22 protein-coding genes are annotated in these 24,899 nt (G+C 71.7%); 17 read left to right on the top strand and 5 right to left on the bottom strand.

What is annotated here, in order from left to right:
- The first annotated feature begins 38 nt into the window (after positions 1-38).
- The 10 genes from KBB57_RS06825 (at position 39) to KBB57_RS06870 (ending at position 10,150) form a co-directional block, all read left to right on the top strand.
- On the top strand, positions 39-794 hold the full coding sequence (locus tag KBB57_RS06825) for an ABC transporter ATP-binding protein (RefSeq protein ID WP_290747957.1): 756 nt from the start codon (positions 39-41) through the stop codon (positions 792-794).
- A gap of 1 nt (position 795) precedes the next feature.
- Positions 796-1,797 carry a branched-chain amino acid ABC transporter permease gene (locus KBB57_RS06830; protein ID WP_290747920.1) on the top strand — a complete coding sequence of 334 codons (1,002 nt, stop codon included), beginning with the start codon at positions 796-798 and terminating at the stop codon, positions 1,795-1,797.
- Between the two features lie 271 nt (positions 1,798-2,068).
- Positions 2,069-2,443 carry a VOC family protein gene (locus KBB57_RS06835; RefSeq protein WP_290747922.1) on the top strand — a complete coding sequence of 125 codons (375 nt, stop codon included), beginning with the start codon at positions 2,069-2,071 and terminating at the stop codon, positions 2,441-2,443.
- 2 nt (positions 2,444-2,445) lie between these two features.
- Positions 2,446-2,817, top strand: coding sequence for a VOC family protein (locus KBB57_RS06840; RefSeq protein WP_290747924.1), 372 nt, complete (start codon positions 2,446-2,448; stop codon positions 2,815-2,817).
- A gap of 4 nt (positions 2,818-2,821) precedes the next feature.
- Positions 2,822-3,898, top strand: coding sequence for a branched-chain amino acid ABC transporter permease (locus KBB57_RS06845; RefSeq protein WP_290747925.1), 1,077 nt, complete (start codon positions 2,822-2,824; stop codon positions 3,896-3,898).
- A 44-nt stretch (positions 3,899-3,942) separates the two neighbouring features.
- A complete protein-coding gene (locus KBB57_RS06850; protein ID WP_290747926.1) occupies positions 3,943-5,238 on the top strand; it encodes an ABC transporter substrate-binding protein in 1,296 nt (431 codons plus the stop codon).
- Between the two features lie 51 nt (positions 5,239-5,289).
- Entirely contained in the window at positions 5,290-6,114 is an 825-nt protein-coding gene (locus tag KBB57_RS06855; RefSeq protein WP_290747928.1) for an ABC transporter ATP-binding protein, read from the top strand.
- The gene (locus KBB57_RS06860; RefSeq protein WP_290747929.1) at positions 6,102-7,319 is read left to right on the top strand and encodes a phenylacetate--CoA ligase family protein; all 1,218 of its coding nucleotides are present in this window, start codon (positions 6,102-6,104) and stop codon (positions 7,317-7,319) included. Before KBB57_RS06855 ends, KBB57_RS06860 begins: the two co-directional genes overlap by 13 nt.
- 596 nt (positions 7,320-7,915) lie before the next feature.
- The gene (gene accD / locus KBB57_RS06865) at positions 7,916-8,836 is read left to right on the top strand and encodes an acetyl-CoA carboxylase, carboxyltransferase subunit beta (protein ID WP_290747931.1); all 921 of its coding nucleotides are present in this window, start codon (positions 7,916-7,918) and stop codon (positions 8,834-8,836) included.
- A 75-nt stretch (positions 8,837-8,911) separates the two neighbouring features.
- Positions 8,912-10,150 (top strand): folylpolyglutamate synthase/dihydrofolate synthase family protein, encoded by a 1,239-nt coding sequence (locus KBB57_RS06870; protein ID WP_290747959.1) that lies wholly within the window; start codon positions 8,912-8,914, stop codon positions 10,148-10,150.
- A 42-nt stretch (positions 10,151-10,192) separates the two neighbouring features.
- On the opposite strand, the gene KBB57_RS06875 is transcribed toward KBB57_RS06870, so the two are convergent.
- From KBB57_RS06875 to KBB57_RS06885, 3 genes are all read right to left on the bottom strand, one after another.
- On the bottom strand, positions 10,193-11,356 hold the full coding sequence (locus KBB57_RS06875; RefSeq protein ID WP_290747932.1) for a glycosyltransferase: 1,164 nt from the start codon (positions 11,354-11,356) through the stop codon (positions 10,193-10,195).
- A 287-nt stretch (positions 11,357-11,643) separates the two neighbouring features.
- Positions 11,644-12,675 carry a UDP-glucose 4-epimerase GalE gene (gene galE / locus KBB57_RS06880; RefSeq protein ID WP_290747934.1) on the bottom strand — a complete coding sequence of 344 codons (1,032 nt, stop codon included), beginning with the start codon at positions 12,673-12,675 and terminating at the stop codon, positions 11,644-11,646.
- Positions 12,676-12,685: 10 nt separating this feature from the next.
- Complete coding sequence (locus KBB57_RS06885) at positions 12,686-13,465, bottom strand: alpha/beta hydrolase (RefSeq protein ID WP_290747936.1); 780 nt, start codon at positions 13,463-13,465, stop codon at positions 12,686-12,688.
- Between the two features lie 172 nt (positions 13,466-13,637).
- Here KBB57_RS06885 and KBB57_RS06890 point away from each other — a divergent pair, with 172 nt between their 5' ends.
- From KBB57_RS06890 to mmsB, 7 genes are all read left to right on the top strand, one after another.
- Entirely contained in the window at positions 13,638-14,321 is a 684-nt protein-coding gene (locus KBB57_RS06890) for an O-methyltransferase (RefSeq protein ID WP_290747939.1), read from the top strand.
- A gap of 220 nt (positions 14,322-14,541) precedes the next feature.
- Positions 14,542-16,041, top strand: coding sequence for a CoA-acylating methylmalonate-semialdehyde dehydrogenase (locus KBB57_RS06895; RefSeq protein WP_290747941.1), 1,500 nt, complete (start codon positions 14,542-14,544; stop codon positions 16,039-16,041).
- A gap of 87 nt (positions 16,042-16,128) precedes the next feature.
- Positions 16,129-16,389, top strand: coding sequence for a type II toxin-antitoxin system Phd/YefM family antitoxin (locus KBB57_RS06900; protein ID WP_290747943.1), 261 nt, complete (start codon positions 16,129-16,131; stop codon positions 16,387-16,389).
- Positions 16,382-16,804: a type II toxin-antitoxin system VapC family toxin gene (locus tag KBB57_RS06905; RefSeq protein WP_290747945.1), complete on the top strand. Its 423-nt coding sequence runs from the start codon at positions 16,382-16,384 to the stop codon at positions 16,802-16,804. Before KBB57_RS06900 ends, KBB57_RS06905 begins: the two co-directional genes overlap by 8 nt.
- Positions 16,804-17,949 carry an acyl-CoA dehydrogenase family protein gene (locus KBB57_RS06910; RefSeq protein WP_290747948.1) on the top strand — a complete coding sequence of 382 codons (1,146 nt, stop codon included), beginning with the start codon at positions 16,804-16,806 and terminating at the stop codon, positions 17,947-17,949. The genes KBB57_RS06905 and KBB57_RS06910 overlap by 1 nt, the downstream gene beginning before the upstream one ends.
- Positions 17,946-18,980: an enoyl-CoA hydratase/isomerase family protein gene (locus KBB57_RS06915; protein ID WP_290747950.1), complete on the top strand. Its 1,035-nt coding sequence runs from the start codon at positions 17,946-17,948 to the stop codon at positions 18,978-18,980. Before KBB57_RS06910 ends, KBB57_RS06915 begins: the two co-directional genes overlap by 4 nt.
- Positions 18,981-18,990: 10 nt before the next feature.
- Positions 18,991-19,863 carry a 3-hydroxyisobutyrate dehydrogenase gene (mmsB, locus tag KBB57_RS06920; RefSeq protein ID WP_290747953.1) on the top strand — a complete coding sequence of 291 codons (873 nt, stop codon included), beginning with the start codon at positions 18,991-18,993 and terminating at the stop codon, positions 19,861-19,863.
- Positions 19,864-20,554: 691 nt separating this feature from the next.
- On the opposite strand, the gene uvrA is transcribed toward mmsB, so the two are convergent.
- Both uvrA and KBB57_RS06930 read right to left on the bottom strand, forming a co-directional pair.
- Complete coding sequence (gene uvrA / locus KBB57_RS06925) at positions 20,555-23,431, bottom strand: excinuclease ABC subunit UvrA (protein ID WP_290747955.1); 2,877 nt, start codon at positions 23,429-23,431, stop codon at positions 20,555-20,557.
- A gap of 198 nt (positions 23,432-23,629) precedes the next feature.
- Entirely contained in the window at positions 23,630-24,628 is a 999-nt protein-coding gene (locus tag KBB57_RS06930; protein ID WP_290747956.1) for a hypothetical protein, read from the bottom strand.
- Positions 24,629-24,899 lie beyond the last annotated feature (271 nt).

Genomic DNA, 24,899 nt, shown 5'->3' on the forward strand with positions numbered 1-24,899 from the left:
CCGATACTGCTGGGGGACGCCGCATCGGCGGCGTGCTGATGGAGCTGAGGAACATCACGCTGCGCTTCGGCGGCGTCACCGCGATCAAGGACATCAGCTTCGACATCCGCGAGGGCGAGATCCGGGCGATCATCGGGCCGAACGGCGCGGGGAAGTCGTCGATGCTGAACGTCATCAACGGCTTCTATCACCCGCAGGAGGGCGAGATCTGGTTCCGCGGCGCGCGGCGCGGGGCGATGCGGCCGCATGCGATCGCGCATCAGGGGATCGCGCGGACCTTCCAGAACATCGCGCTCTTCAAGGGGATGACGACGCTCGACAACATCATGACCGGGCGCTTCACCCACATGCGGCGGGGGATGTTCTGGCAGGCGCTGTGGAAGGGGCCGGCGGAGCGGGAGGAATACGCGAACCGCGAGGTGGTCGAGAGGATCATCGACTTCCTGCAGATCCAGGCGATCCGCAAGACGCCGGTGGGGCGGCTGCCCTACGGGTTGCAGAAGCGGGTGGAGCTCGGCCGCGCGCTGGCGGCGGAACCGAAGCTCCTGCTGCTCGACGAGCCGATGGCCGGGATGAACGTCGAGGAGAAGGAGGACATGAGCCGCTTCATCCTCGACGTGAACGAGGAGTTCGGCACGACGATCGCGCTGATCGAGCACGACATGGGGGTGGTGATGGACATCTCGGACCGGGTGGTGGTGCTCGACTACGGGCGCAAGATCGGGGACGGGACGCCGGACGAGGTGCGCGCGAGCCCCGAGGTGATCGACGCCTATCTCGGCGTGAGCCACTGACATGCCGATCTGGATGCTCGACACCATCGAGGTGATCCTGAACGGCCTGATGGTCGGCGTGCTCTACTCGCTGGTCGCGCTGGGGTTCGTGCTGATCTTCAAGGCGAGCGGCATCTTCAATTATGCGCAAGGGGTGATGGCGCTCTTCGCGGCGCTGACGCTGGTCGGGTTGCAGTCGGGGCAGGTTCCGTTCGCGCATCTGATCAAGGCGGTGACGGGGGTGGAGCTCGACCATTTCGGCTGGACGCTGCCGGCCGTCGTGGCGATCGTGCTGACGGCGGGGGTGATGGTCGTCCTCGCCATCCTCGTCGAGCGGCTGCTGCTGCGGCATCTGGTGAACCAGGAGCCGATCATCCTGTTCATGGCGACGATCGGGCTCGCGTATTTCCTCGAGGGGCTCGGCGACCTGATGTGGGGCGCGGACGTGCGGGCCGTGGACATCGGGCTGCCGCAGGGCGGGAGCCTGTGGTTCGAGGAGCTGACCAAGGGCTGGGCGGCGGCGGATTCGGGCTATTGGGGGATGTATATCGACCGGCTCGACGTCACCGCGATGGTGGTGGCGGGCGTGCTGGTGGTGAGCCTGACGCTGCTCTCGCAGTATACCCGCATCGGGCGGGCGCTGCGGGCGGTGGCGGACGACCACCAGGCGGCGCTGTCGGTCGGGATCTCGCTGCGCTGGATCTGGGTGATCGTGTGGTCGATCGCCGGGGTGGTGGCGCTGGTCGCCGGGACGATGTGGGGGGCGAAGACGGGCGTGCAGTTCTCGCTGAGCCTGATCGCGCTCAAGGCGCTGCCGGTGCTGATCCTCGGGGGGTTCACCTCGATCCCCGGCGCGATCGTCGGCGGGCTGATCATCGGGGTGGGCGAGAAGCTCTTCGAGTTCGCCGTCGGGCCGATGATCGGCGGGGCGACGGAGAACTGGTTCGCCTACGTGCTGGCGCTGGCGTTCCTGATGGTCCGGCCGCAGGGGCTGTTCGGCGAGCGGATCATCGAGCGGGTATGATGGCTAACACGCGTGTTAGCAGGGTTAGTAGATTGAAATCTCTAGGAGAATTCATCATGGCTGCGTGTTTGCCGGATCCGGGCCGGGGGAGCGGCGGCGCGGGCGGGAGGCGGCCTTTGCCGCCACAAGGCGCGCGCAGGTGCGCGCAGAGTCTCTTTTCTGGTTTCGCGCGCGTTCGCGCGAAACGACTGCTCTCCAGGTTAGCTAACCTGAATGAAACGCGCGTGGCGTTTCCGGCGGCGGACGGCGTCTCGGGCGGAGGGCCGCGGTGATGTCGCATCGCTCGCGCCTCGCGGCGCTGGTCATCGACTGCAAGGGCGAGGACCTCGACGCCGCGGCGGCGTTCTGGTCGGCGGCGCTGGGGCTGGAGGCGCGGCCGGGGGCGACGCCGAACTATGTCGAGCTCGGCGCCGTCGGCGCGTTGCAGGTCGAGGTGCAGGTCGTCGACCACGAGAGCCGGGTGCATCTCGACATCGCGGCGGACGACATTCCGGCCGAGGTGGCGCGGCTGGAGGGGCTCGGGGCGGCGAAGGTGGGCGAGGTCAGGACCTGGACGATCATGCAGGCGCCGACGGGGCAGCGGTTCTGCATCATAGAGGGCCGCTCGGAGGCGTTCCGGGCCAGCGCGAACGTCTGGGAGGACTGAGGATGCACCACAGCCGGCTCGGGGGGTTCATCATCGACTGCGAGGACGCCGACCTCGACGCCGCGGGGACGTTCTGGGCCGGCGCCCTCGGCGATGCGAAGCGGCGGAAGCCGCAGGGGAAATACGTGCGGCTCGACATGCGGAACGGGATGCATATCGAGGTGCAGCGGGTGGCGCATCCCTCGCGCGTGCATCTCGACATCGCGGCGGACGACATCCCTGCCGAGGTGGCGCGGCTGGAGCGGCTGGGCGCCCGGGTGGTGAAGCGGGTGCGGACCTGGGTGGTGATGGAGGCCCCGACGGGGCACCGCTTCTGCGTGATCCGGGCGAAGGGCGCGGATTTCGCGGCCACGGCGAACGTCTGGGAGGCGTGAGGCGATGCTCTATCGCGAGGCGGGCGACTTCAAGACGAGCTACGCGGCAGACGAGCAGACGTTCCCGATCCGCTTCGACCGCCACGCCTTCTATGCGCTGGTGGCGGTCGCGTTCCTCGTCGTGCCGCTGGTCATCACCAACTACTGGTCGAACGCGATCCTGCTGCCGTTCCTGATCTGGTCGATCGCGGCGATCGGGCTCAACATCCTGACCGGGTATTGCGGGCAGGTGAGCCTCGGCACCGGCGGGTTCATGGCCGTGGGCGCCTTCGCGGCGTTCAAGCTGATGACGGCGTTTCCGGGGATGAACATCGTCTTCGTCGTGGCGCTGGCGGGGCTCGTCACCGCCGTCGTGGGGATGGCCTTCGGCCTGCCGAGCCTGCGGATCAAGGGGTTCTACCTCGCCGTGGCGACGCTCGCGGCGCAGTTCTTCCTCGTGTGGCTCTTCAACAAGGCGCCGTGGTTCTTCAACAACTCGGCGACGGGGCAGATCAACGCGCCGGTGCGCACGGTCTTCGGGTTCGAGGTGACGGGCGCGAACGCCGCGCCCTCGGCGAAGTATCTCTTCTGCCTCGCCATCCTTCTCGTGGTGGCGCTGGTCGCGAAGAACCTGACCCGCGGGCGGATCGGGCGGAGCTGGATGGCGATCCGCGACATGGACATCGCCGCGGAGATCATCGGGGTGAGCCCGCTCCGCGCCAAGCTATCCGCCTTCGCGGTGTCGTCGTTCTTCGTCGGCGTCGCCGGCGCGCTCTACTTCACCGTCTATTTCGGGGCGGTCGAGGTGACCGACGCCTTCGGCATCCGGGTGTCGTTCCTCGTGCTCTTCATGGTGATCATCGGCGGGCTCGGGTCGATCCTCGGCTCGTTCCTCGGGGCGGCCTTCATGGTGCTGCTGCCGATCCTGCTGAAGAACGTCATGGTCGGCGGCCTCGGCTGGCCGACCGATCTCGCCGCGCATGTGGAGATCCTGCTGCTCGGGTTCCTGATCATGGCGTTCCTGATCGTGGAGCCGCACGGTCTGGCGCAGCTCTGGCGGCTGGCCAAGGAGAAGCTGAGGCTCTGGCCGTTCCCGCACTGAGCTGGGGCCGGACGGGAATGCGGACAAAAAAGGGAGGACCGAAGATGAGACTGACCGGACTTGCGGCCCTTGGGCTGGCGGCCGCGGTGACCGCGGCCCCGGCCTTCGCCGAGCTGAACTTTCCCTCGCTCTCCTACCGGACCGGGCCCTACGCCTCGGGCGGGGCGCCGTTCGCCGACGGCTATGCCGACTATTTCACGCTGCTGAACGAGCGCGACGGCGGCATCGGCGGCGAGAAGGCGGTGGTGACGGAGTGCGAGACCGCCTACGACACCACCCGCGGCGTCGAGTGCTACGAGCAGCTCCGCGAGGGCAAGCCGCTGGTGTTGCAGCCGATGTCGACCGGCATCACCTACCAGCTCATCCCCAAGATGACCGCGGACAAGCTGCCGCTGCTGACCGTGGGCTATGGCCGGACCTCGGCCGCGGACGGCTCGACCTTCCCCTGGGTGTTCAACTTCCCGGCGACCTACTGGGACGGCGCCTCGGTGGCGATCAAGTACCTGCTCGACGAGAACGGCGGCAGCCTCGAGGGCAAGAAGATCGCGCTCCTCTACCACAACTCCGCCTATGGCAAGGAGCCGATCCGCACGCTGGAGAAGCTGTCGGAGAAGTACGGCTTCGCGCTGACGACGATCCCCGTCGACAGCCCCGGCCAGGAGCAGAAGAGCCAGTGGCTGCAGATCCGCCGCGAGCGCCCGGACTACGTGCTGATGTGGGGCTGGGGCGTGATGAACTCGGTGGCGGTCAGCGAGGCCGCCTCGATCGGCTTCCCGATGGACCATTTCATCGGCATCTGGTGGTCGGGCGCGGAGCCTGACGTGCTGCCGGCGGGCGCGGGCGCGAACGGCTACAAGGCGCTCGCCTTCACCGGCGTGGGCGACCACTACAAGTTCTACGACGACCTGCGGAAGTACGTGGTCGACGCGGGCAAGGGCGCGGGCGACGGGTCGAGCGTCGGCACGGTGCAGTACAACCGCGGCGTCTTCGCGGCGATGCTGGCGGCCGAGAGCGCGAGGAAGGCGCAGGCGCTGTCGGGACATGCGGGCATCACCCCCGAGGAGATGCGCGACGGCATGGAGGCGCTGTCGCTCGACGCAGCCGCGCTGGAGGCGCTGGGGATGACCGGCTTCTCGCCGGAGATCTCGGTGAGCTGCCAGAACCATCGCTCCAAGGGCAAGGCGATGATGACGCAGTGGGATGCGGCCGCGAAGAAGTGGGTGGTGCTGACCGACTTCATCGAGCCCGACGACGAGGTGATCTGGCCGCTGGTCGAGGAGGACGCCGCGGCGTTCCGCTCGGAGAGCGGGGTGAGCCAGCGCGAGTGCCCCGCCGGCTGACCGGCGCGCCCCCGGCCCGCGGGCCGGGGGCATCTCTGGGGGAGGTGAAGGATGCTCGACGCCGCGCCGCAGGGCGAGACCCTGCTCGAGGTCAACAACATCGAGGTGATCTACAACCACGTGATCCTCGTGCTGAAGGGGGTGTCGCTGAGCGTGCCCAAGGGCGGCGTGACCGCGCTCCTCGGCGGCAACGGCGCGGGCAAGACGACGACGCTGAAGGCGATCTCGAACCTGCTCGCCTCGGAGCGCGGCGAGATCACCAAGGGGTCGATCCTCTACCGCGGCGAGGCGGTGGGCGAGCTGAACCCGGCCGAGCTGGTGCGGCGGGGGGTGATCCAGGTGATGGAGGGGCGGCACTGCTTCGAGCACCTGACGATCGAGGAGAACCTGATGACCGGGGCGTTCACGCGCCGGGACGGGTCCGCCGCGGTCGCGCGGGATCTGGAGATGGTCTACGCCTATTTCCCGCGGCTGAAGGTGCGGCGGCGGAGCCAGGCGGGGTATACCTCGGGCGGCGAGCAGCAGATGTGCGCGATCGGGCGGGCGATCATGTCGCGGCCGGAGACGGTGCTGCTCGACGAGCCGTCGATGGGGCTGGCGCCGCAGCTCGTCGAGGAGATCTTCGGCATCGTGAAGACGCTGAACGAGAAGGAGGGGGTGAGCTTCCTCCTCGCCGAGCAGAACACCAACGTGGCGCTCCGGTTCGCGCATTACGGCTATATCCTCGAGTCGGGGCGGGTGGTGATGGACGGGCCGGCCGAGGCGCTGCGCGAGAACCCGGACGTGAAGGAGTTCTATCTCGGCATGTCGGACACCGGGCGGAAGTCGTTCCGCGAGGTGCGGAGCTACAGGAGGCGCAAGCGGTGGCTGGCGTGAGCGACGAGACCCGCAGCCCCGAGGCGCGGGCGGCCGCGCTGGCCGAGGCGCTGCCGCGGGCGGTGGCGGCGGCGATCGCGGGGGCGCCGGGGATGGCGGCGCATCTGGCCGGGGTCGAGGCGGCGGCGGTCGCGGACCGGACGGCGCTGGCGCGGCTGCCGGTGCTGCGCAAGGCCGAGCTGTCGGCGGCGCAGAAGGCGCGGCCCCCCTATGGCGGCTTTGCTTCCGGGGGCGCGGCGGAGTTCGACCATGCCTTCCAGAGCCCCGGGCCGATCTACGAGCCGGGCCGGCGCGGGGGCGACTGGTGGCGGATCGGCCGGTTCCTGCGGGCCTGCGGGATCGGCAAGGGCGATCTGGTGCAGAACTGCTTCTCGTATCACCTGACGCCGGCGGGGATGATGTTCGAGAGCGGCGCGGCGGCGGTCGGGGCCGCGGTGATCCCGGCGGGGACCGGGCAGACGGAGTTGCAGGTCGAGGCGGCGGCGCAGCTCGGGGCCACGGCCTATGCGGGGACGCCGGATTTCCTCAAGGCGATCCTCGACAGGGCCGACGAGATGGGCGTGGCGCTCGGGCTCACGCGGGCCGCGGTGTCGGGGGGCGCGCTCTTTCCCGCGCTGCGGGCGGGCTATGCGGCGCGGGGGATCGCCTGCCTGCAATGCTATGCCACGGCGGATCTGGGGCTCATCGCCTACGAGAGCGCCGGCGGCGAGGGGATGATCGTCGACGAGGGCGTGGTGGTGGAGATCGTGCGGCCGGGGACGGGCGATCCGGTCGCGGAGGGCGAGGTCGGCGAGGTGGTGGTGACGACGCTGAACCCGGACTATCCGCTGATCCGCTTCGCCACGGGGGACCTGTCGGCCGTGGCGGCGGGGCCGAGCCCCTGCGGGCGGACCAACATGCGGATCCGCGGCTGGATGGGCCGGGCCGACCAGACGACGAAGATCAAGGGCATGTTCGTCCGCCCCGAGCAGGTGGCGGCGCTGGTCGCGCGGCACCCGGAGATCCGCCGCGCCCGGGTGGTGGCGGAGCGCGCGGGCGACGCGGACCGGATGCGGGTGCTGGTCGAGGCCGAGGCCGCCGACGCGGGCCGCATCGGCGAGAGCGTGCAGGCGGTGCTGAAGCTTCGCGGCGAGGTCGAGGTGGTGGCCCCGGGCTCGCTCCCGAACGACGGCAAGGTGATCGAGGACCGGCGCAGCTACGACTGAGCGAGCGGGCGGCGCCGGCGTCCCGCCCGGGCCGCCGTGAGGACGTTGGCGGGCCTCCACGTTTCCGGCGGCCCGGCAAACTTCCGGGGCGTGCCCACGTGTGAACACAGGCTAAGCCATTGATATGTCGTGAGCGATTGCACGTTTATGCACGATCCTGCCGGAATCTGCACGAATCCCGCCCCTGCCCTCCGCGAGCGCCCGGTGTCAGTGCCTGCCGTTGATCTCGTTGATCGCGGCCGCGGCCAGGAAGGCCGGGCGGGTCAGGCCGCGGCGGGACGCGGCTTCGTCGATGGCGTCGAGGGCGCCCTTGTCCAGGCTGATTTCGCCCGCCCCACGCGCCGGGCGCTCCGGATCAGGGGAACGGCGATCGGGAACGCGCCGGCGCGGATGGACACGGCGAGGAGGCCGATGGTGACCACCGGGACGGGGAGCGCGGGCATGGGTTTCGGGAGCCTCGGGCAGGGCGGGGCGTGCCGCCCGTTCTTGCGCGGCGCGCGCGCGGCCGCAAGGGGCGGCCGGGGCCTGCGGGCGGAGGCGCTGATTGCATTCGCGGGGGGGCGGGAATATCTAGGGCCGAGCAGGCGGAAGGCGGCATGAACTGGATCTCGAACTACGTCCGGCCGAAGATCAACTCGCTGTTCAGCCGGCGCGAGATGCCGGAGAACCTGTGGGTCAAGTGCGACCAGTGCGGCACGATGCTCTTCCATCGCGAGCTCGACGCCTCGCTGCAGGTCTGCACCAATTGCGGCCACCACATGCCGATCAGCCCGCGCGAGCGGTTCGCGGCGCTGTTCGACGGCGGGGTGTTCGTCGAGGTGCCCGTGCCGAAGCCGCTGACCGACCCGCTCGGCTTCCGCGACCAGAAGAAATACGTCGACCGGCTGCGCGAGGCGAGGAAGTCGACCGGCGAGGAGGAGGCGATGCTGGTGGCCGAGGGCGAGATCGCCCGGCTGAAGGTGGTCGCCGCCGCGCAGGATTTCTCGTTCATGGCCGGCTCGATGGGGATGCATGTCGGCAACGCCATCGTCGCCGCCGCCGAGCGGGCGCTGAAGCTGAAGGCGCCGCTGGTGGTCTTCGCCGCCGCCGGGGGCGCGCGGATGCAGGAGGGCATCCTCAGCCTGATGCAGATGCCGCGCTCCACGGTCGCCGTGCAGATGCTGAAGGATGCCGGCCTCCCTTACGTGGTGGTGCTGACGCATCCGACGACGGGGGGCGTGACGGCGTCCTACGCGATGCTCGGGGACGTGCAGATCGCCGAGCCGAACGCGCTCATCTGCTTCGCGGGGCCGCGGGTGATCGAGCAGACCATCCGCGAGACGCTGCCGGAGGGCTTCCAGCGGGCGGAGTACCTGCTCGACCACGGGATGCTCGACCGGGTGACGCCGCGCAAGGCGATGCGGGCCGAGCTCGCGACCATGCTGCGGATGCTGACGAACCAGCCGCCGCCGGTCTGGGGCGAGCTGGCCGCGCCGACGGAGGGCGAGGCGGCCGTGGAGCCGACGGCGGCGCCGTGAGCCCCGTCCTGAGCCCGTCATGAGCCTGTCGTGACCGCCGCGGACGCGGGCTCGGACGCCGCGCTCGCCCGGGTGATGGGGCTCCATCCCAAGGTCATCGACCTGTCGCTCGGCCGGATCGAGCGCTTGCTCGCGGCGCTGGGGCATCCCGAGCGGCGGCTGCCGCCGGTGATCCACGTCGCGGGGACGAACGGCAAGGGCTCGACGATCGCGATGATCCGCGCCGGGCTCGAGGCGGCGGGGGGGCGGGCGCATGTCTACACCTCGCCGCATCTGGCGCGCTTCCACGAGCGGATCCGGGTGGCGGGCGAGCTGATCGCCGAGGATCGGCTGGTGGCGCTGATCGAGCGCTGCGAGGCGGCGAACGGCGGGGCGCCGATCACCTTCTTCGAGATCACCACCGCGGCGGCGCTGCTCGCCTTCGCCGAGACGCCGGCGGAGTGGTGCCTGCTGGAGGTGGGGCTCGGCGGGCGGCTCGACGCCACCAACGTGGTGGAGCGGCCGCTGCTGACCGCGATCACCCCGGTCTCGATCGACCACCAGCAGTATCTCGGCGAGACGCTGGCCGAGATCGCCGGCGAGAAGGCCGGGATCCTGAAGCCGGGCGTGCCTTGCGTGGTCGGGCCGCAGCCGGCGGTGGTGTGGGACGTGGTGGTGGCGCGGGCCGAGGCTGTGGGGGCGCCGCTGATCGCCGAGGGGCAGGACTGGCAGGTCTGGGAGGAGCACGGGCGGCTCGTCTACCAGGACGGGCGGGGGCTGCTCGACCTGCCGCGGCCGGCGCTGATCGGGGCGCATCAGGTGGCGAACGCCGGATCGGCGCTGGCGGCGCTGCGGGCGCTCGGGATGGACGAGGCGGCCTGCGAGGCGGCGGTGACCCGGGCGGAGTGGCCGGCGCGGCTGCAGCGGCTGCGGCGCGGGCCGCTGGTCGAGGCGGCGGGGCCGCGGGCCGAGGTCTGGCTCGACGGCGGCCACAACGCCGCCGCCGGGCTGGCGCTGGCCGAGGCCGTGGGGCGGCTGCCGGCGCGGCCGCTGCACATGGTGGTGGGGATGCTGCGGACGAAGGACGCGGCGGGGTTCCTGCGGCCCTTCGCCGGGATGGCCGCCAGCCTGCAGGGCGTCGACATCCCCGGCGAGGCGGCGACGCTGACCGCCGCGGAGACGGTGGCGGCGGCGCGGTCGGTGGGCATCGCCGCCGAGGCGGCGGCGGACGTCGTCGAGGCGGCGGCGCGGGTGGCCGCGCGGGCGCCCGAGGCGCGGGTGCTGGTCTGCGGGTCGCTCTATCTGGCGGGGCGGGTGCTGCGCGAGAACGGCTGATCCCGGGTTCGGCGGGTCGCCTCGGCGCCGCAGCCTGAAGCCTCAGAGCAGCCGGGCCAGGGCCGCCGGCAGGCGGGGGGCGTTCAGCGACATCACCCGGTAGAGCTGGCCGTAGATCGCCACCGTCGCGAAGAAGAACACCGCGCTGAGGAGCGCGCTGTCGTAGGCGATCGCCGCGAGGACCGCCGTGATCGCCGGCAGCGCCCAGGTCACCACCGCCGTCGCCGGGTTGCGCAGGTGCTCGCGCTCGCGGTCCGGCACGATCCGCCGCCCGTAGTGGCGATGCGCCAGCATGTGGAAATGCACCTTGTCGGGGCGCCCGACGCTGTGTCCCTCGCGCCGCGACTTCCGCCGCATCGAGGCCAGCGTCTCGATGACCGGATAGCCGCAGATCAGCAGCGCCGTCCACGCCGAGACCTCGGCGTTGCGCGCCGGCAGCAGCACCCCGAGGCAGGCGAGCAGGTATCCGGCGAAATAGGCGCCGCCGTCGCCGAGGAAGATCCGCCCGAACGGGAAGTTCAGCACGAAGAACCCGAGCACCAGCCCGGCGAAGATCAGCGCCAGCCCGAGCACCAGCCCGTCGCCGACCTGATGCGCCACCCAGGCGAAGGCCCCGAGCATGATCAGCAGCGCCCCGGCGGCGAGCCCGTTGAACCCGTCGATGATGTTGATCGCATTGGCGACCCCGCCCATCGCGAAGGCGGTGAAGAGGAGCCCCCCGAGCGTGAAGGACAGGAGCCAGTCCACCCCCGGCAGGTCGACGTCGTTCATCACGTAGCCGGTCAGCGCCGAGAACAGCAGCCCCGCCAGCATCGTCGCCATCAGCCGCGCCCGCACGCCCACCTTGCGCGTCAGGTCCTCGCCGAGCCCGGCCGCGAAGGCGGGGACGCCGGCGATGCCGATCGCCGCCCAGATCCCCTGCAAGTCCGCGGGGACCAGCGGCCAGACCAGCCCGTAGGCGAGCGCGATCGCCACGCCGCCGATCCGCGGCGTCGGCGCGGTGTGGAACTTCTGCACGCCCTCGGTGCTGTCGTGCGACAGGTGGCCATGCCAGCTTTGGGTGAGGATCAGCAGGACGCAGGCCGCCAGGCAGAGGCCGAAACCGGCCGCCGCCGCCGCCAGGACGCCCCAATCCGCCGTGACCTGCCCCAACCCGTCCATGCCAAGACGCCGCTTCCCCCGCTCGACCGGGGTGAGCCGCCTCATACCGCATTGCGGCATGAAAGGCGAGCGGCGATTCGCATCTCGCGCCATCGGCCGCCGGGGTGACATGCGCATGTCGCCCGGCTCGACGCGGAGCGGTAGCGGCGGGGACGGCGGAACCTCGAAGTGAGTCGCACGGCGCCGCGAAATGCGGCGCTGATAACGATGCGCGGGTCCAGTCGATCGCTCCGATCAAACGGAACAGTTCAAGCGAGGCCGATAATATACGCTCGCCAGCCGACTGCCTCGGCCCGAGACTGCCGCGCCGGACCCCACATTTCCCGTCGGGCTCAGTCCGGGTTGCGCTCCGGCCCGGCATAGCCCGCCGGATTGCGCGCCGCCCAGCCCCAGGCCGAGGCGCACATCTCGGCGACCCCGAGCTCCGCCCGCCAGCCCAGCACCCGCGCCGCCCGGGCAGGATCGGCCCAGCTCGCCGCGATGTCCCCGGCCCGGCGCGGCCCGACCGTCACCGGGATCGCCTGCCCGCTCGCCGCGCGGAACGCCGCGACCAGCTCCAGGACCGAGGCGCCCCGCCCGGTCCCGAGGTTGAAGGCCTCGCACCCGGCGCCCCGCCCGGTCCACTCCGCCGCCGCGACATGCGCCCGCGCGAGGTCGACCACGTGGATGAAGTCCCGCACCCCGGTCCCGTCCGGCGTGTCGTAGTCGTCGCCATGCACGATCAGCCGCTCCCGCCGCCCGGTGGCGACCTGGGTGACGTAGGGCATCAGATTGTTCGGGATCCCCTCCGGGTCCTCGCCGATCCGCCCGCTGGCATGGGCGCCGACCGGGTTGAAGTAGCGCAGGAGCGCGATCGACCACGCCGGATCGGCGACGGCGAGATCCTCGAGGATCCCCTCGATCTGCAGCTTGGTGCGGCCGTAGGGGTTGGTCGTCCGCCGTGGATGCGCCTCGTCGATCGGCAGGTAGTCGGGATCGCCGTAGACCGTCGCCGAGGAAGAGAACACGAACCTGCGGCACCCCTCCGCCTGCAACGCCTGGAGGAGCGCCACCGTCCCGCCGACGTTCACGTCGAAATAGGCGAGCGGCTTCCCGACCGACTCGCCGACCGCCTTCAGCCCGGCGAAATGCGCCACCGCCTCGGGCGCGAAGTCCCGCGCCACCCGCGCCATCGCCTCTCCGTCGCGGATGTCCGCCCGCGTGAAGCCGAAGTCCCGGTTCGCGAGCTGCCGCACCCGCGCCAGCGCCTCCGGGCTCGAGTTGGCGAAGGTGTCGACGACATGCGCCTCGTGCCCCGCGGCCAGAAGCTCGACGAGGGTGTGACTGCCGATATAGCCGGCGCCGCCGGTGACCAGGATACGCATGACGGAAACCTCAGGACGCGAAACCGAAGGCGGTCAGCCAGGGCCGCGGCGCCCGCTCGCCGATCTGCCGCTCCCCCAGCCAGCTGTTGATGCGCCAGGCGAGGCTCTTCCACGCCGGATCGACCGGCAGCCCGTGCGCCAGCCCGGGCAGAAGGTCCGTCTCGGCGCCATAGGCCATCGCGATCGACCACAGATCCGTCACCGGCACGAAGGCGTCGCGGTCGCCCTGCACGGCGAGCATCGGCGTCGCCCGCGCCAGCGGCCAGGCCGGCAGGTCCCAGGCCAGCCCGTCGGCGAAGGCCCCCGGGCTCTCCGGCGCCCATGTCAGCCCCAGCCCGGCGATCCAGTCGTCCGAGGTCTCCTCGGTGAAGAGCGCCCGCCGCACCAGGTCCGTCCCCAGCCGGTTCCCCGCGCCCGCCTGCGCGATCATCAGCGCCGCCAGCACGTGGGGCGAGACGGCGGAGAGGTTCCATAGGGTCGGGGCGAGGCCCATCGGCCCGGGCGAGGACACCAGCACCGCGCCGGCCAGCCGCCCTTCGGCCGCGAGATGCTGCGCGACGAGCCCGCCGAGGGAATGCCCGATCGCCACCGGCCGCCCGAGCTCCTCGGCCGCCTCCCGTCCCGCCCGCACGTAGTCCCGGAGCCGCGCCCGGACGTTCAGCCGCCCCGGCATCACCGGCGCCGCGACGCGGTGTCCGCGCCGGGCGAACCAGGGGGCGACGAAGCGGGTCCAGACCTCGGGCCCGGCGAAGGCCCCGTGCAGGAACAGAAGCGGCGGTCGCTCGGCCATGTCTCGTCGTCTAACCCCCGGCGCTCCGCCTGTCGAGCGGCGCCCCCGCATAGCGGCTATGCGCGAACGAAGCGCTAACGCGGGGCCGGGGTCAACCTTGTCCGCGGCGGCCCGCGGGACTACCCTCGCCACCGGCGGCGTAGCGCGCCTCCAGAACCGGGAGCACCCGCGAATGTCGCAAGCGCAGGACTGGGCCAGGGTCGACAGCTACATCGCGGACGCGCTCCTCGGCCCCGACCCGACGCTCGACGCGGTCCTCGCCGCCAACGCCGGCGCGAACCTCCCCGCGATCGACGTCAGCCGGGCGCAGGGCCGGCTCCTGCAGATCCTCGCCCGCATGGTCGGCGCCCGGCGCATCCTCGAGATCGGCACGCTCGGCGGGTTCTCGACCATCTGCCTCGCCCGCGCCCTGCCCGCCGACGGCCGGCTGGTGACGCTCGAGGCCGATCCCCGCCACGCCGAGGTGGCGCTCGCCAACATCGCCGCCGCCGGCCTCGGCCACCGCGTCGAGCTCCGCCTCGGCAAGGCGCTCGACACCCTCCCTGCGCTCGCCGGCGGCCCGGCCTTCGACCTCGTGTTCATCGACGCCGACAAGCCCAACAACGCCGCCTATCTCGACTGGGCGCTGCGCCTCGCCCGGCCGGGCTCGGTGATCCTCGTCGACAACGTCGTCCGCTCCGGCCGCCTCGCCGACCGCGGCTCCGACGAGGCCGGCGCCGTCGGATCCCGGCGATTGCTCGACCGCGTCGCCGCCGAGCCCCGCCTCGAGGCCACGGTGATGCAGACCGTCGGCGAGAAGGGCTGGGACGGCATCCTCGTCGCCGTCGTCATCGACCCGCCCCGCGCCGCCGCCTGAGCGGGCCGGGCGAGGGGCAGACGCGCCCGACGCCACCGTCCGGTCCCCCGCGCTCCTTCGCGCCCCAAAGTGCGCCGGGCAGACCCGCTCCTGGGCGCTCCGGGCCCGCCCTACGCGCGCCCCCGGCAGAAACGCGGATCCGAACTGACGTTTTTCCCGCTGCGCATCGAACTTGCCCGCGCTAGGGTCCCGCCCGAACGAGGCCCCGGGGGAGGACGTCATGCAGGAACTCGGACACTTCATCGACGGCAAGCGCGTCGCCGGCGGCTCCGGCCGCGCCGCCGACGTCTACAACCCCGCCACCGGCGAGGTGCAGGCCCGCGTCGCGCTGGCGAGCAAGGCGGAGCTCGACGCCGCCGTCGCCTCGGCCGCCGAGGCGCAGGTCAAGTGGGGCGCGACCAACCCCCAGCGCCGCGCCCGGGTCATCATGCGGTTCGTCGACCTGATCAACCGCGACATGGACAAGCTCGCCGAGGCGCTCAGCCGCGAGCACGGCAAGACCCTGCCCGACGCCCGCGGCGACGTGGTCCGCGGCCTGGAGGTCGCCGAGTTCTGCATCGGCGCCCCCCATCTCCTCAAGGGCGAGTACACCGACAGCGCCGGCCCCGGCATCGACATGTACTCGATGCGCCAGCCGCTCGGCGTCGTCGCCGGGATCACCCCGTTCAACTTCCCGGCGATGATCCCGCTCTGGAAGATGTGCCCGGCCATCGCCGCCGGCAACGCCTTCATCCTGAAGCCCTCCGAGCGCGACCCCTCCGTGCCGCTGATGCTCGCCGGGCTGTTGCAGGAGGCGGGCCTCCCCGACGGCGTGCTCCAGGTGGTGAACGGCGACAAGGAGGCGGTGGACGCCATCCTCGACAACCCGACGATCATGGCGGTGGGCTTCGTCGGCTCCACGCCGATCGCGGAGTACATCTACGGCCGCGGCTGCGCGGCCGGCAAGCGGGTGCAGTGCTTCGGCGGCGCCAAGAACCACATGATCATCATGCCCGACGCCGACATGGACCAGGCGGCCGACGCCCTGGTCGGCGCCGGCTACGGCGCCGCCGGCGAGCGCTGCATGGCGATCTCGGTGGCCGTCCCCGTCGGCGAGGCGACCGCGGACAGGCTGATCGAGAAGCTGATCCCCAAGGTCGAGAGCCTGAAGATCGGCCCCTACACCGCCGGCGCCGACGTCGACTTCGGCCCCGTCGTCACGCGGGCGGCCCAGAGCCGCATCCTGGGGCTGGTGGATTCCGGCGTGAAGCAGGGCGCGACGCTCGTCGTCGACGGCCGCGGCTTCAAGATGCAGGGCTACGAGAACGGCTTCTTCGTCGGCGCCTGCCTGTTCGACCGGGTGACGAAGGACATGGACATCTACAGGGAGGAGATCTTCGGCCCGGTCCTCTCCACCGTCCGCGCCGGCTCCTACGACGAGGCGATCGACCTCGCCATGTCGAACCCCTACGGCAACGGCACCGCGATCTTCACCCGCGACGGCGACACCGCCCGCGACTTCGCCAGCCGGATCAACGTCGGCATGGTCGGCGTCAACGTGCCGATCCCGGTGCCGCTCGCCTACCACACCTTCGGCGGCTGGAAGAAATCGGGCTTCGGCGACCTGAACCAGCACGGCCCGGACGCCTTCCGCTTCTACACCCGGACGAAGACCGTCACGGCGCGCTGGCCCTCCGGCATCAAGGAAGGCGCGGCCTTCTCCATCCCGACGATGGAGTGACGCTTGCCCGCCGACGCGCTCCGCGCTTGATCGCGCGGGGCGCGCCGACCATATTGTCTAGACAATCTAGCCAAGATGGAGGCCGCCATGTGGCAGCTCGCCGAAGCCAAGAACAAGTTTTCCCAGGTCTTCACCCGGGCGATGACGGAAGGCCCCCAGACGATCACCCGCCGCGGCGAGGAGGCCGTCCTCATCTCCCGCGCGGAGTACGAGCGGCTTGCGGGCAAGCCCAGGCCGAAGATGACGCTGGGGGAGTACCTCCTGAGCGGCCCCTCCTTCGAGGGCGTCGACCTCACAAGGGACAGGTCGCCGATGCGCGAGGTGAACTTCGAATTCGACGATGAATAAGGGCATTCTGCCGGACACGAATGTCCTCGGAGAGATTTGGAATCCCGCGGGACGCACCTCCGTCCGCGAGGCTCTTGCCGACGTGAGCGATCGGATCATGCTGAGCGTGGTCGTGCTCGGGGAGACGTGGCGCGGCATCAGCCAGCTGAAGCCGTCGCGGCGGCGTGACGGGCTTTCGGACTACTACGCCGGTCTCGTTCGCGACTTCGGAGACAGGATACTGCCGGTGACCCTTGAGGTCGCCGAGCATTGGGGGACGATCGCGGCAGGCGCGCGCGGGCGCGGCCGGACGATTTCTCCCGCGGACGGACTGATCGCCGCCACCGCCGTCGTCCACGGCCTGACGGTCTGGACCCGCAACGTCAGCGACTTCGGGGAAACCGGGGCCAGTGTGTTCAACCCTTGGGAGGATTGATGGATTTCGCGCTCTCCGAGGAACAGCAGGCGATCCTCGACATGGCCCGGGACTTCGCCCGGGACCGGATCGCGCCCTTCGCCGAGGCCTGGGAGGCCGCCGGCGCCATCCCGCGCGAGGCGCTGCGCGAGGCGGGCGAGCTCGGCTTCGCCGCCATGTACGTGCCCGAGGAGCTGGGCGGCGCCGGGCTCTCGCGACTCGACGCGACGCTGGTCTTCGAGGCGCTCGCCATGGGCTGCCCGGCCTTCTCGAGCTTCGTCTCGATCCACAACATGTGCGCGAGCATGGTGGCGGCCTACGGCGCCGAGGCGCTGAAGGCGCGCTGGCTGCCGCGGCTCGTCACGCTGGAGGCGGTGGCGTCCTATTGCCTGACCGAGCCCGGGTCGGGGTCGGACTCCGCGGCGCTGCGCACCCGGGCGACCCGCACGAACGACGGCTGGACCCTCGACGGGACGAAGGCCTTCATCTCCGGCGGCGGCTTTTCCGACCTCTACGTCGTCATGGCGCGCACCGGGGGCGACGGCCCCCGCGGCGTCTCCACCCTCGCGGTCGAGGCGGGGACGCCCGGCCTCTCCTTCGGCGCCAACGAGCGCAAGATGGGCTGGAAGGCGCAGCCGACCGCGCAGGTGCAGCTCGACGCCTGCACGGTGCCGGCGGCGAACCTGATGGGCGAGGAGGGGCAGGGCTTCCGCTACGCCATGAAGGGGCTCGACGGCGGGCGGCTCAACATCGCCGCCGCCGCCCTCGGGGGGGCGCAGGCGGCGATGGACAAGGCGCTCGCCTATACCGGCGAGCGGCGGGCCTTCGGGCAGGCGATCCGCGACTTCCAGGCGACGCAGTTCCGCCTCGCCGACATGGAGACCGAGCTCCAGGCGGCGCGCGTCTTCCTGCGCCAGGCGGCGTGGAAGCTCGACACGGGCGCGCCGGACGCGACCAAGCACTGCGCCATGGCCAAGCGGCTGGTGACGGACACGGCGTTCAAGGTGGCGAACGACGCGCTGCAGCTGCTCGGCGGCTACGGCTATCTCGCCGATTACGGGATCGAGAAGATCGTGCGCGACCTGCGCGTCCACCAGATCCTCGAAGGCACCAACGAGATCATGCGGGTGATCGTCGCCCGCGCGCTCATCGCGGAGGCGACATGACCGAAGACGTCCTGATCGGCAAGGAAGGCCGGGCCGGCCGGATCACCATGAACCGGCCGAAGGCGCTCAACGCGCTGACCCACGAGATGGACCTCGTGATCGAGCGCGCGCTGGAGGAGTGGCGGCACGATCCCGAGGTCTCGCTCGTCCTGATGGACTCGGTCGGGGACCGCGCCTTCTGCGCCGGCGGCGACATCGCCGAGATCTACCAGCACGGACGCAACGGCGACTTCGTCTTCGCGCGCGCCTTCTGGGCGGACGAGTTCCGCCTCAACGCGGCGATCGGAGCCTACCCGAAGCCGGTCGCGGTGCTGATGAGGGGCTACGTCCTCGGCGGCGGGGTCGGCCTCTCCGGCCATGCCAGCCACCGCATCGTCGGCGAGAGCTCGCGGGTCGCCATGCCGGAATGCGCGATCGGCTACATCCCGGACGTCGGCGGGACCCATCTGCTCGGCCGGGCGCCGGGGCGGCTCGGGGAGTTCCTCGGCCTGACCGGCTGGCGCATGGGCCCGGCCGACGCCATCGCCGCCGGCTTCGCCGACGTGTTCGTGCCCGAGGCGCTCTGGCCCGACCTTGCGGCCCGGCTGGTCGAGAGCGGCGATCCGGCGGTGATCGCCGACTTCGCCGCCGACCCGCCGCCGAGCGAGCTCGCGGACAAGCGCGCCATGATCGACGACGCCTTCTCCGCGCCGGACCTCGCGACGCTCGTCGCCCGGCTCGAGGCGTCGGACTGGGGCCACGAGACGCTGACCGCGCTGCGCAAGGGCTCGCCGCTCTCGATGGCGGCGACGATGGCGCTGGTGCGGGCCTCGCGGCAGGAGCCCGGCCTCGAGCTGGCGCTGGCGCGCGAGCTGCGCGCCGGGACGCGCATCTTCGAGGGCGGCGACATGATGGAGGGCGTCCGCGCGCAGGTCATCGACAAGGACCGCAACCCGCAATGGGCCGACACCATCGACAGCGTGACGCCCGCCCGGGTCGCCGCGCTGATGGAATCGCTCGGCCCCGACGAGCTGAAGCTGCCGCAGGCCTGAGGAGGTCGACATGGAGGTGGGTTTCATCGGGCTCGGCAACATGGGCGGGCCCATGGCCGCCAACCTCGCCGCCGCCGGGCATGCGGTCGCGGGCTTCGACGTCGCCGGGGTCAGGGTCGAGGGCGTGACGCCGGCGGCCTCCGCCGCCGAGGCGGCGGCGGGGCGGGACGTGGTCGTCACGATGCTGCCGAGCGGGGCGATCCTGCGCGCCGTCTACGCCGAGATCGTGCCGGCGGCGCGCAAGGGGGCCGTGCTCGTCGACTGCTCCACCGTCGACGTCGGCTCGGCCAAGGCCGCGGCGGCGGAGGCGGAGGAGGCGGGGTTGCTGGCGGTCGACGCCCCGGTTTCCGGGGGCACGGGGGGCGCGAAGGCGGGGACGCTCACGTTCATGGCCGGGGGGTCGGAGGCGGCGATGGAGCGGGTGCGGCCGCTGCTGGAGGTCATGGGCGCGCGGACGGTGCATTGCGGCGGGTCGGGCGCGGGGCAGTCGGCCAAGATCTGCAACAACATGATCCTCGGGGTGTCGATGATCGCCGTCTGCGAGGCCTTCGCGCTCGCGGACCGGCTCGGGCTCGACCGGGGGGCGATGTTCGAGGTGGTGTCGACCTCGTCCGGGTCGTGCTGGTCGATGAACACCTATTGCCCGGCCCCGGGCGTCGGGCCGCGGTCGCCGGCGGACGACGGATACCGGCCGGGGTTCGCGGCCGAGCTGATGCTGAAGGACCTCGGCCTCAGCCAGGAGGCTGCCGCGGCGGTCGGCGCGGCGACGCCGATGGGGGCGCGGGCGGCAGAGCTTTACGAGGCGTTCGTCGCAAGCGGCGGACGGGGAAGCGATTTTTCCGCCATGCTGCCCTGGCTCGAAAAAAAATCGCGCGACGCGTAGATCCTCGCGAATAACTCCCGTGCCGCAACGTTGTGTTTACCGAGGGCGGCGTGGGAGTTGACGCGTCTGTGGGGAGACGCGGCGTCGGTGGGGTTGTGTCCTTGGTGTTTGCCGCCCTCGCTTCTTCCGCCGTCAGCGGCTGGGGGGAGCAGCCTGTGGTGGCCAGGGCCGCCAAGCAGCCCTGGCCACGGTCAGGCTCCCCCAGGCCGAGGGCTGTGTCGTGAGTTGTTCGGACGCCGTGTGGGGCGGCGTCCGCGAGTTCGGGGTGGGGTGAGTGAAGAGGCGGGCGCGCTCGTGGGGTCGGGCGCGCCCGCATCTTTTTCGGTCCTGACGGGACGATTTTTCGCATCGACGGGCCAGGCGGCGCTGGAAGCGGTCAAGGCTTTGGGACAGCCCGGAAATTTCCGGCTGGAACGCGGCTGGAATCCGGCTGGAATCCGACTTGCCACTTTTTCACGAAGCGTTAGCGCCGGGTGACCGGCGCCGAACCGGCCGCGCGGGCGGCGGGCGGGGCGCCGTCACAGGCGAGAGTCGCCGGCAGGTCTACGAGGGGGCAGGACGCGCAGCCGCCCGGGGCCGCCGGGCGTTAAGGTCAGGCAGCGTGCGGCGGCGGCGACACAAGGCGGCCGCGCCGGCGGCGTCGGGGTCGAGCCGGCGGGCGGCGGTCGTAGGGCCGCCCGGCGCCGCGGGGCTACTCCGCCGCGACGCGGCGCGCCGACAGGAGGGGGGCGAGGTAGCGGCCGGTGTGGCTTTCGGGGACGCGGGCGATCTCCTCCGGCGTGCCCACGGCGACGATGGAGCCGCCGCCGTCGCCGCCCTCGGGGCCGATGTCGATGATGTGGTCGGCGGTCTTGATGACGTCGAGGTTGTGCTCGATCACCACCACCGTGTTGCCCTGCTCCACCAGCTCGTGCAGCACCTCGAGGAGCTTGCGGGTGTCCTCGAAATGCAGCCCCGTCGTGGGCTCGTCGAGGATGTAGAGGGTGCGTCCCGTCGAGCGGCGGGCGAGCTCCTTGGAGAGCTTCACCCGCTGCGCCTCGCCGCCGGAGAGGGTGGTCGCCTGCTGGCCGACCTTCACGTAGCCGAGGCCGACGCGCATCAGCGTCGTCATCTTCTCGCGGATCGAGGGCACCGCGGCGAAGAACTCCTCGGCGTCCTCCACCGTCATGTCGAGCACGTCGGCGATCGACTTGCCCTTGAACAGCACCTCCAGCGTCTCGCGGTTGTAGCGCTTGCCCTTGCAGGTCTCGCAGGTGACGTAGACGTCGGGCAGGAAGTGCATCTCGATCTTGATGACGCCGTCGCCCTGGCAGGCCTCGCAGCGGCCGCCCTTGACGTTGAAGGAGAAGCGGCCGGGCTTGTAGCCGCGGGCCTTGGCCTCCGGCAGGCCGGCGAACCAGTCGCGGATCGGGCCGAAGGCGCCGGTGTAGGTCGCGGGGTTCGAGCGCGGGGTGCGGCCGATCGGCGACTGGTCGATGTCGATGACCTTGTCGAGATGCTCGAGCCCCTCGATGGTCTCGCAGGGCGCCGGGGTCTGGCGGGCGCCGTTCAGCCGCATCGAGGCGGTCTTGAACAAGGTCTCGATGGTCAGCGTCGACTTGCCGCCGCCGGAGACGCCGGTGACGCAGGTGAAGGCCCCGAGCGGGAAGGCGGCGGTGACGTCGCGGAGGTTGTTCCCCGTGGCGCCGCGGACCACGACCTTCTTGCCGTTGCCCTTGCGCCGCTTCGCCGGGATGGCGATCTCGCGCTCGCCGCGCAGGTACTGGCCGGTGATCGACGCGGGCGCGGCGGCGATCTCGGCCGGCGTTCCTTCCGCGATGATCTCGCCGCCGTGGACGCCCGCGCCGGGGCCGATGTCGACGACGTGGTCGGCCTCGCGGATCGCCTCCTCGTCGTGCTCGACGACGAGCACGGTGTTGCCGGCGTCGCGCAGGTTCTTCAGCGTCTCCAGCAGCCTTCCGTTGTCGCGCTGGTGCAGGCCGATGGAAGGCTCGTCGAGCACGTAGAGCACGCCGGTCAGGCCGGAGCCGATCTGGCTCGCCAGCCGGATGCGCTGGCTCTCGCCGCCGGAGAGGGTGCCGGCGTTGCGGGCGAGCGTCAGGTAGTCGAGGCCGACGTTCACCAGGAAGCCCAGCCGCTCGCGGATCTCCTTGAGGATCGCCCGGGCGATCTCGTTGCGCTGCGCGGTCAGGCTCGCCGGCACGGCCTCGACCCAGGCCAGCGCCTCGCGGATCGACATGCGCACCGCCTCGCCGACATGGATGCCGGCGATCCTGACCGCCAGCGCCTCGGGCTTCAGCCGATAGCCGTGGCAGGCGCCGCAGGGGCGGCTGTTCTGGTAGCGCTCCATCTCCTCGCGCGACCAGGCGCTGTCGGTCTCGCGGTAGCGGCGCTCCATGTTGGGGATGACGCCCTCGAAGGGGCGGTCGATCTCGTAGACGCGGCCGCCCTCGTCGTAGCGGAAGCGCACCTTCTCGCCCTTGGAGCCCCAGAGCAGCACGTCGCGCGCCGCCTCCGGCAGGTCGCGCCAGCGGGCGTTCTTGTTGAACTTGAAGTGGGCGGCGAGGCCCTCGATCGTCTGCTTGTAGTAGGGCGACTGGCCGCGCGACCAGGGCGCGATGGCGCCCTTCATCAGCGGCAGCGCCTCGTCCGGCACGATCAGGCGCGGGTCGAAGAACAGCTCGACCCCGAGCCCGTCGCAGGCCGGGCAGGCGCCGAAGGGGGCGTTGAAGGAGAAGAGCCGCGGCTCGATCTCGGGGATGGTGAAGCCGCTGACCGGGCAGGCGAACTTCTCGGAGAAGGTGATGCGCTGCGGCTCGGGCGGCTCGGCCCCCTCCTCCGCCACGGGCGCCGTCTCCAGCACGGCGATGCCGTCGGCGAGGTCGAGGGCCGTTCGCATCGAGTCGGCGAGCCGGGTCTCCAGCCCCTCGCGCACCACGATGCGGTCGACGACGACGTCGATGTCGTGGCGGAACTTCTTGTCGAGCTCGGGCGGGGTCTCGAGCTCGTGGAAGGCGCCGTCGACCTTGACGCGCTGATAGCCCTGCTTGCGCAGGTCGGCGAACTCCTTGCGGTACTCGCCCTTGCGGTCGCGGACGATCGGCGCGAGCAGGTAGGCGCGCGTCCCCTCCGGCATCGCCATGACGGCGTCGACCATCTGGCTGACCTGCTGGGCCTCGATGGGCAGGCCGGTCGCGGGCGAGTAGGGCACGCCGACGCGGGCGAAGAGCAGGCGCAGGTAGTCGTAGATCTCCGTGACCGTGCCGACGGTGGAGCGGGGGTTCTTCGAGGTGGTCTTCTGCTCGATCGAGATGGCGGGGGAGAGGCCGGAGATGTGGTCGACGTCCGGCTTCTGCATCATGTCGAGGAACTGCCGCGCATAGGCGGAGAGCGATTCGACGTAGCGGCGCTGGCCCTCGGCGTAGATGGTGTCGAAGGCGAGGCTCGACTTGCCGGAGCCGGAGAGGCCGGTGATGACGACGAGCCGGTCGCGCGGGATGTCGATGTCGATCGACTTCAGGTTGTGCTCGCGGGCGCCGCGGACCTCGATGAACTTCTGCTCAGGCATGTCTCGCCCCTGGTGAAGCGCCATACATAGCGTCGCCACGCGCCGATGCGAGTCGCAAGGGTGCGAGTCGGGAAGGAAGAACAAAACGCGACCGCGCGCAAGGGTGATCCACGCCAAGGGGATCGCGTTTGGCCAGGCGAGGAGGAACGCGAACGCTCCCGGGCGCGGGACCTCCGGCGCATATGCGGTCCCCCCTGGCTACCCGCACAACCCCTGCAACGCCACCCAGTCGCGGTCGGAGAGGGCGGCCTTGCCCTCGGCGCTGGCCGGGGGGGCGTCGTGGCCGGCGCGGCGCAGGCCGTCGGCGAAGGGGGCGGTCGGGAGGCCGGCGACGCGCAGGCGCTCGAAGGCGGCCTCGATCTCCACCGGGGTCGGGGGCGCCATCGCCGCGACGATCGCGCGGCCGAGGGCGGCCTCGCTGAGGCGGCCGGTCAGCACGTAGCGCAGGTCGGCGACCGGGCCGATCTCAGCCATCAGCCGCTCCGCGCCCGGCTGCATCTCCTCGCGGGCGAGCGCCAGCGCCACCCAGCCGGCGATCTCGGCCGGGTCGTCGGCCTGGAGGAGCGCCGTGCGGCCGAGCGCCACGGTCGGGCCGGGGAGAAGGGTCACCGGCGTCGCGCCGAGGTCGAGGGCGCGGACCCGCGGCGTCGTCCCCTCGGCGACGCGGCCGACCAGCGTCGCCAGCGCGCGGCGGCCCTCGGCGTCGGCGCAGAGCGGGCCGCGCGCCGCCATGATCTGCAGGAGCATGCGGTCGCCGAACTCCTCGACCGCCTCGGGCGGGGCCATGCGCGCCGCCTGCGCGCGCAGCAGCGGCGGGGCCAGCCCCGCGGCGAGCGCGGCCGCGGCGGCGACGAGAAGCCAGGGCCACCAGCGCCTGGGGCGCGGCTTCGGGCCGGGGACGATCTCGCGCAGGCGGTGGGCGCGGCTGACCGCGGCGATCGCCTCGACCATGTCGGCGTCCTTGATGGCGAGGGTCTCCTCGCCGTCGCGGGTCATGGCGTAGACCGTCGCCGGGCCGTCGCGGCCGACCGCCTGCACGCCGGCGAGCGCCCAGTGGCCGAGCGGGCGGTCGGCGAGGTCGGTGAGGACCAGCGTCGCGTCGCCGAAGCTCACCACCACCTCGCGCGCGGCCGCGCCGCGGGCCTCGCGCCACTGGCCGAGGGCCTCGAGGCGGACATACTTGTCGAGCGCGGTCATGGTCGGGCGCGGACTCCGGGCGGCACGCGGGGAATGCGCGCTCCATAGCCCGCCGCGGCGCGCTTGTCATCGCCGCCGCTGGGCGCTTGTCATTGCCGCCGGGGCGCGGACCATCGTCGCCGCCAGCAGGCGCTCGTCATCGGCGCCGCCAACAGGCGCTCGTCATCGGCGCTGCCGACCGGCGCCCGTCGCCGCCGGCGACGCCAGACATCGCCATGGCGGGTCGCCGCGGGCGCCGTGAGGGGGCTTGGGGGCGGGGCGGCGGGGGGAT

The organism is Amaricoccus sp. (assembly GCF_017993425.1).
In the GTDB taxonomy this organism is placed as follows: Bacteria; Pseudomonadota; Alphaproteobacteria; order Rhodobacterales; family Rhodobacteraceae; genus Amaricoccus.

Coding starts and splice junctions, on each gene's coding strand:
- KBB57_RS06835 (WP_290747922.1), top strand. CDS start 2,069: ATGTCGCATCGCTCGCGCCTCGCGGCGCTGGTCATCGACTGCAAGGGC.
- KBB57_RS06850 (WP_290747926.1), top strand. CDS start 3,943: ATGAGACTGACCGGACTTGCGGCCCTTGGGCTGGCGGCCGCGGTGACC.
- KBB57_RS06855 (WP_290747928.1), top strand. CDS start 5,290: ATGCTCGACGCCGCGCCGCAGGGCGAGACCCTGCTCGAGGTCAACAAC.
- mmsB (WP_290747953.1), top strand. CDS start 18,991: ATGGAGGTGGGTTTCATCGGGCTCGGCAACATGGGCGGGCCCATGGCC.
- uvrA (WP_290747955.1), bottom strand. CDS start 23,431: ATGCCTGAGCAGAAGTTCATCGAGGTCCGCGGCGCCCGCGAGCACAAC.
- KBB57_RS06875 (WP_290747932.1), bottom strand. CDS start 11,356: ATGAGGCGGCTCACCCCGGTCGAGCGGGGGAAGCGGCGTCTTGGCATG.
- KBB57_RS06895 (WP_290747941.1), top strand. CDS start 14,542: ATGCAGGAACTCGGACACTTCATCGACGGCAAGCGCGTCGCCGGCGGC.
- KBB57_RS06830 (WP_290747920.1), top strand. CDS start 796: ATGCCGATCTGGATGCTCGACACCATCGAGGTGATCCTGAACGGCCTG.
- KBB57_RS06840 (WP_290747924.1), top strand. CDS start 2,446: ATGCACCACAGCCGGCTCGGGGGGTTCATCATCGACTGCGAGGACGCC.
- KBB57_RS06910 (WP_290747948.1), top strand. CDS start 16,804: ATGGATTTCGCGCTCTCCGAGGAACAGCAGGCGATCCTCGACATGGCC.
- KBB57_RS06885 (WP_290747936.1), bottom strand. CDS start 13,465: ATGGCCGAGCGACCGCCGCTTCTGTTCCTGCACGGGGCCTTCGCCGGG.
- KBB57_RS06845 (WP_290747925.1), top strand. CDS start 2,822: ATGCTCTATCGCGAGGCGGGCGACTTCAAGACGAGCTACGCGGCAGAC.
- KBB57_RS06825 (WP_290747957.1), top strand. CDS start 39: ATGGAGCTGAGGAACATCACGCTGCGCTTCGGCGGCGTCACCGCGATC.
- galE (WP_290747934.1), bottom strand. CDS start 12,675: ATGCGTATCCTGGTCACCGGCGGCGCCGGCTATATCGGCAGTCACACC.
- accD (WP_290747931.1), top strand. CDS start 7,916: ATGAACTGGATCTCGAACTACGTCCGGCCGAAGATCAACTCGCTGTTC.
- KBB57_RS06870 (WP_290747959.1), top strand. CDS start 8,912: ATGGGGCTCCATCCCAAGGTCATCGACCTGTCGCTCGGCCGGATCGAG.
- KBB57_RS06900 (WP_290747943.1), top strand. CDS start 16,129: ATGTGGCAGCTCGCCGAAGCCAAGAACAAGTTTTCCCAGGTCTTCACC.
- KBB57_RS06915 (WP_290747950.1), top strand. CDS start 17,946: ATGACCGAAGACGTCCTGATCGGCAAGGAAGGCCGGGCCGGCCGGATC.
- KBB57_RS06930 (WP_290747956.1), bottom strand. CDS start 24,628: ATGACCGCGCTCGACAAGTATGTCCGCCTCGAGGCCCTCGGCCAGTGG.
- KBB57_RS06905 (WP_290747945.1), top strand. CDS start 16,382: ATGAATAAGGGCATTCTGCCGGACACGAATGTCCTCGGAGAGATTTGG.
- KBB57_RS06890 (WP_290747939.1), top strand. CDS start 13,638: ATGTCGCAAGCGCAGGACTGGGCCAGGGTCGACAGCTACATCGCGGAC.